Origin of the sequence: Rhodococcus sp. (in: high G+C Gram-positive bacteria) (assembly GCF_049286785.1) — a bacterium.
Classification (GTDB): domain Bacteria; phylum Actinomycetota; class Actinomycetes; order Mycobacteriales; family Mycobacteriaceae; genus Rhodococcus_F.
Genome location: NZ_JBAQEO010000802.1, coordinates 1 through 4,606, shown reverse-complemented (window position 1 = coordinate 4,606; position 4,606 = coordinate 1). Strand labels below are relative to the sequence as shown.

Sequence of the window (4,606 nt, the reverse complement as noted above, 5' to 3'; positions counted from 1 at the left end):
GTGCTGGACCGGTCCAGCACGGCCGAAGCCGGCGAGGCGTTGCGGTGGCTGGTGCACGGCGGTCGTCGTCTGGGCCGCCAGGTCGACGCCGGCACCATGTGCGACTGGGGCAGCGCCACCAGTACGGTGTTGGCGGCCATCCAGCTCGCCGCGTTGCGACCGCTGTTCGTCCGCGCCGTCGATCAGCTCCGGTATCGCACCGCCGCCGCCCTCCCGAGCTACCCCACGGCGGGTGCCACCGCCGTGGACGACGCCGCCGGCCGCCTCCCTACCCGGCTCTGGCCGCAATGGTCACTGCGATTCACGGTGGCCCCGTGCAGTCCAGCGCAGGTCCGACCGGCCCTGTCGGCGGCATTGGTGCTGGTGGGAACCGCGCTCACCGTCGGCGAGGCCGCCGACCGCCTGGATCGGCGGTCCGAGCGGCCGGGGTCACCCGCACGCTGGCATCCCTGCGGAACTCTCCTCGGTGGGAGGGCACCCTGACCGCGCTGACCCGGCTGGTGGACCACCTCGCCGCGGAGCCGCCACCGATCGACTACGACAGGCGGCGGCGCCTGGACTACCGCGATCTGCTGCCCCACGACCTGTGGGACGAGATCTGCCGCCGGACCGGAACACCGCCCGGCGCGGGCCAGAAGGCGGACTTCGCCCGCTGCCTGTTGTTCGAACGACTCAGCGGGCTACCCGCGTCCCGTTCCCCCTTCCTCGCGGCCGGTTACGACGTCCGCGCGAAACTGTCCGAGTTCCCGCGCGCACTCACCCCCGCACTGGCCGCGCCGCTCGCCGAGGCGGCCCGCCAGTTCCTCGACGACCAGGGCCTGGGTGAGGAACCGGTCTACTGGCATCCACCCCTGCACTTGCTCGACGGGCTACTCCTGCCCGGACCCGATCCGGGCGCCGTCGACCTCGCCGCCCTCCATGACCTGACCCGCCGCGAACACGCCGCACTTCGGAGATCGCGCGGCAACTGGGCACCACCATCGACGTGGTGCGCCACCTCCTCGAGAAGCACCCCGCGCCCGCATCGCCCACTGCCGCACAGCGGTTCGGTCGACGCGCGGCCCAGACCTCGGCCGAGGAGGCGTTGAGCCGGACGCAGTTCCTCGACCTCTACTACGTTCAGCGCCGTACCCTCGCCGAGATCGCCTCGATGATCGGCGTCGGCAGGAAGGTGGCGGGTCGGCTGGCACGACACCACGGCATCACCCCGACCGTCGGAGGGCCGCCGGTCGATCCGGCATGGTTCCACGACCAGTACGTCACCCAGCGGCGAACACTGCGGGAACTCGGGCACGAGGTGGGACGCAGCGTGCCGCGGATGAGCCGGATCGCGAAGCAGTACGGCATCCCAATTCGCACACCGAGCGACGCCGGCCGTACCGGCCAACTGGGTGAGCCCCGGTAACGGCAACCTACATCGATCGCAGGTTGTCCTTTAGATGGTGTCGACTCCCAGCAGGTGTTCGATGCCGCGAAGATCGCCGGCGTTGCGGGTGACGAGTCGGGCGTTGTTCGCGTGCGCGGTGGCGGCGATCATCAGATCGAGGGCTCGGGGCTGAGGTTTGCGGCCGTATGCTCGCACGGCTGCGGCCAGCTGCCCGTAACTTCGAGCGACACCCGCGTCGACGGGTAGGGGTTCGAACTTGCGTTCCACGGCGATCAGGCGCTGCAACCGCTGAGCTCGCTGCTGCGCGGTGGTTGCGACCAGGAGCCCGAAGTGTAGTTCCGCCAGGCTCACGGCACTGATCGCGACCTCCCCGTCAATGGGCGGGACATCGTTCGCGATCAGGATGCTCGTATCGAGCACCGTTCTCACCGGGGAGCCCAGGGGTCCGCGATCGGGTCGTCGATCAGGTTACGGTCGGCCGCCCACGCCGGATCGGTGTCGGTCTGAAAGATGTCGGCGACCTCGTCGAAGGCGCACCACGTCTTCCGCCCGGCCGGGCCGAGGATCGCGCTCGGCCGGCCGGCGACCGTGATCAGCATCGTCTCCCCAGCTTCGGCACGTTTGACGTAGTCACTGGCATGCTGGCGCAGTTCCTTCAACCCTAGACTCTCCATACCCCATGGTAGCACTAATGCTACCTCTGCTGGTTGATTGAGGGGCAGCGCCCAGGAAGGGCGGCTACGTGGTCACATGCGTGGGCAGTGACCGGTCGTGAGCGCCGCAGACGAGCTCGGGGACTGTGGTCCATCCGTGATCTTCCAGCCAGGTCAGGACCGATGGAGGCAGGTCGTCTCCGGGAGAGCCGGTGACCAGCGGGCCGTCGCCGCACCTCGAGCAGCTGATCACCAGGACGTGGCTGTGCGGCTGGCAGCGGGCGCAGTGCTGCGCCTGGCGCAGCTGGCCTCGGTTGTCCAGGTGTAGCCAGGCGGTGGCGAGGTCGGCGCGGTGCGGGACGAGGTCCCGACGGGTGGTGGGCCGATACCCGCAGGTCGGGCACGCCAGAGGTCCGGCGGCCGGTGATGGTGCCGACGCAACCATTGACGGAGAAGGCGTCTCCTCGATGGGGTCGGGTGCGGCGGTGAGTGCCTCCGCCGGTCGGGGAGGCAGATGGCGGTAGAGGGTGGAGCGGGTCAGCCCGGTCTTGGCGACGATTTCGGGAATGGTGGCACCACCGTCACGCAGCGAGGTGGCGTAGGCGAGTTGGGCGTCGGTGACCACGCTGGGCCGGCCGACGCGGCGGCCCTTCTCGATGGCCACCGTGCGGGCGTGGGCGGCCCGCTCGACCGCATAGGTGCGTTCCATCTGCCCGAACAGCGCCAGCAGCACCACCGCCAACTGACCCATCGGATCGTCCGGGTTGGTGGAGTCGATTCGGATCGGGTCCGCCAGATTCCGGAGGCCCACGCCGCGTTGGTGCAGGTCGTGGATCAGGTTGAGGGTGTCGCGGACGGTGCGGCCGAGCCGGTCGAGGGTGTGCACCACGATCACGTCGCCCATGCGGGCGTACCCGAGCAGCGCCTGCAGCCCGGGGCGGTCGGTGGTGGCCCCGGACTTCTTGTCCACGTAGACGTTCACCGGGTCGATCCCGGACCTGGTGAGGGCGTCGATCTGCCGCGCGAGGTCCTGCTTGGTCGTCGACACCCGCGCATACCCCAACTCCATGCGCGGAGCGTACCGAAAGTTATGTTCGCACTGGTGTTATGACTCTCAATTGTGGGACTAATTTTTGAGACGCTTTGACCTGGGCGTTCGCGGCAACCGAAGGCGGACCAGGCGGCGTCTCATTTCCAAGGTTGTGGCACGCCAGTCGTCGCTAATAAGGATTCTTTCTAGTTTCGGGTAATCGGCACGGTACCTGGTTGTCGAATCGGTAGCCGGCGCCGCAACAAGATGTCGAAGAACATTTCCGGCCGGGCAGCGCCCGGTGCAGTCTCGATTCCCGGCGCGCCGCCCACCGATCTACCCGAGGTTGCACATAGTTCGGGCTCGCGGCTGGGTCACATGTAGTTGCCCGGCGACTTACCCTCGGGGCCGTCTGTACGCTCCACAAGGAACCAGCTACCGGGGGCGTAGATCAGTTCCTGGTGAGCTCTGACGACGACGAGGGCGCCGCTTTCGTGGATGCTGTAGGAGTCGTCGGGGCCGAAGTCGGTCACGGCGAACTCCGCGAGTTGGTCGAATGATCGATGCGTCACAGTGAAGGTCATGCCGCCAGTGTGGCACCGAAACCCAGCGGTTTCGTGGTGCCACTCGATGCCCTAACAGGCCCAGCTACCGCCGCGGTCGTCAGACGGCGTCCAACCAGAAGCCCTTGCAGATGTCAGCTATCTCGGCATTTGATCACTTACGCGTAGCAGATTTTCGTGGGTAGTGTCAGACTGGCAGGCATGGAGGGGTTCAATAGGTTTGCGCACGAGGTGATTTCTGGTCTCCGGCCAGTTCTAGACAACGAGACCCTCGATCATGTGTCCTTCGCGATCGAGGACGGCCAGATGCAACAAGCCGTGATCGAAGCTGTTGGCGGAGCGGTCAAGCAGCAGGTACTCATGCCGGTCCGAGTGGTCGACATGGTGCGTGATCGCCTCACCGATGGCGAATCGTTTCGGTCGAGGGATGCGAAGAAGCTCAAGCGCCTGCTTCAGCAGGCTCATACCGAAGCTGCCCCGGCGCTGCGTGATTGTTGAATACTCGGGTTACGTTCTAGACGTGTGCGCACGCTTCAAACCAGAAACTGATGACGCCACCCGGCCTTTATCTGGCACGCGAGCGAAACGGGACAGGCACGGGCTTCGCAATTCCCCGGGTCTAAAGCGACCACTTCTTTAGCTGGCGGCGGCAGTCCAGTGAATCGCTGACCGGTTCAGCGGGCGAGTCACCGCCCACTCATATAGCTCAGAGAATCCGTCGCACAGGGCATTTGGGTGAGGGGAACAGTGCGGACGATCTGAGCGAGAATGCGGCCTCGTGCGTGCGGCCCAATTGTCGATGCCGATTACCCGCTACCCCGAGTTACTGTGATCGCTGTCATATAACTAAGCCTGAATCCGTGGAAGATCTTGGTGGCCGCGTCGGCGTGTGAATGAGGAAAGTGCCTTCTGAGCTGGGATGATCAGGGTCGTTGAAGTCCAGATTATCCGCCGCATCAGAAAGCACTTTCAG

At 66.2% G+C, this 4,606-nt stretch carries 7 protein-coding genes and 1 pseudogene; 4 read left to right on the top strand and 4 right to left on the bottom strand.

Features of this window, described 5'->3' with window-relative positions; all coding sequences use genetic code 11:
- The 3 genes and pseudogenes from WAW17_RS28985 to WAW17_RS28975 form a co-directional block, all read left to right on the top strand.
- Positions 1-483 (top strand): annotated as a pseudogene (locus WAW17_RS28985) (hypothetical protein); the annotation flags it as partial.
- A gap of 17 nt (positions 484-500) precedes the next feature.
- Complete coding sequence (locus WAW17_RS28980; RefSeq protein WP_422336302.1) at positions 501-1,088, top strand: hypothetical protein; 588 nt, start codon at positions 501-503, stop codon at positions 1,086-1,088.
- Positions 1,085-1,405 carry a hypothetical protein gene (locus WAW17_RS28975; RefSeq protein ID WP_422336301.1) on the top strand — a complete coding sequence of 107 codons (321 nt, stop codon included), beginning with the start codon at positions 1,085-1,087 and terminating at the stop codon, positions 1,403-1,405. Before WAW17_RS28980 ends, WAW17_RS28975 begins: the two co-directional genes overlap by 4 nt.
- Before the next feature lie 30 nt (positions 1,406-1,435).
- On the opposite strand, the gene WAW17_RS28970 is transcribed toward WAW17_RS28975, so the two are convergent.
- From WAW17_RS28970 to WAW17_RS28955, 4 genes are all read right to left on the bottom strand, one after another.
- Entirely contained in the window at positions 1,436-1,807 is a 372-nt protein-coding gene (locus WAW17_RS28970; RefSeq protein WP_422336300.1) for a type II toxin-antitoxin system VapC family toxin, read from the bottom strand.
- Between the two features lie 5 nt (positions 1,808-1,812).
- Positions 1,813-2,061, bottom strand: coding sequence for a type II toxin-antitoxin system Phd/YefM family antitoxin (locus WAW17_RS28965; protein WP_422336299.1), 249 nt, complete (start codon positions 2,059-2,061; stop codon positions 1,813-1,815).
- 64 nt (positions 2,062-2,125) lie between these two features.
- Positions 2,126-3,109: a recombinase family protein gene (locus tag WAW17_RS28960; RefSeq protein ID WP_422336298.1), complete on the bottom strand. Its 984-nt coding sequence runs from the start codon at positions 3,107-3,109 to the stop codon at positions 2,126-2,128.
- A 335-nt stretch (positions 3,110-3,444) separates the two neighbouring features.
- Positions 3,445-3,654, bottom strand: a complete 210-nt coding sequence (locus WAW17_RS28955; protein WP_422336297.1) for a hypothetical protein — start codon at positions 3,652-3,654, stop codon at positions 3,445-3,447.
- Positions 3,655-3,834: 180 nt separating this feature from the next.
- Here WAW17_RS28955 and WAW17_RS28950 point away from each other — a divergent pair, with 180 nt between their 5' ends.
- Positions 3,835-4,131, top strand: a complete 297-nt coding sequence (locus WAW17_RS28950; protein WP_422336296.1) for a hypothetical protein — start codon at positions 3,835-3,837, stop codon at positions 4,129-4,131.
- Positions 4,132-4,606 lie beyond the last annotated feature (475 nt).

What these genes read in the sequence shown, in the direction of transcription:
- WAW17_RS28950 (WP_422336296.1), top strand. Translation starts at nt 3,835, where the DNA reads ATGGAGGGGTTCAATAGGTTTGCGCACGAGGTGATTTCTGGTCTCCGG.
- WAW17_RS28960 (WP_422336298.1), bottom strand. Translation starts at nt 3,109, where the DNA reads ATGGAGTTGGGGTATGCGCGGGTGTCGACGACCAAGCAGGACCTCGCG.
- WAW17_RS28955 (WP_422336297.1), bottom strand. Translation starts at nt 3,654, where the DNA reads ATGACCTTCACTGTGACGCATCGATCATTCGACCAACTCGCGGAGTTC.
- WAW17_RS28965 (WP_422336299.1), bottom strand. Translation starts at nt 2,061, where the DNA reads ATGGAGAGTCTAGGGTTGAAGGAACTGCGCCAGCATGCCAGTGACTAC.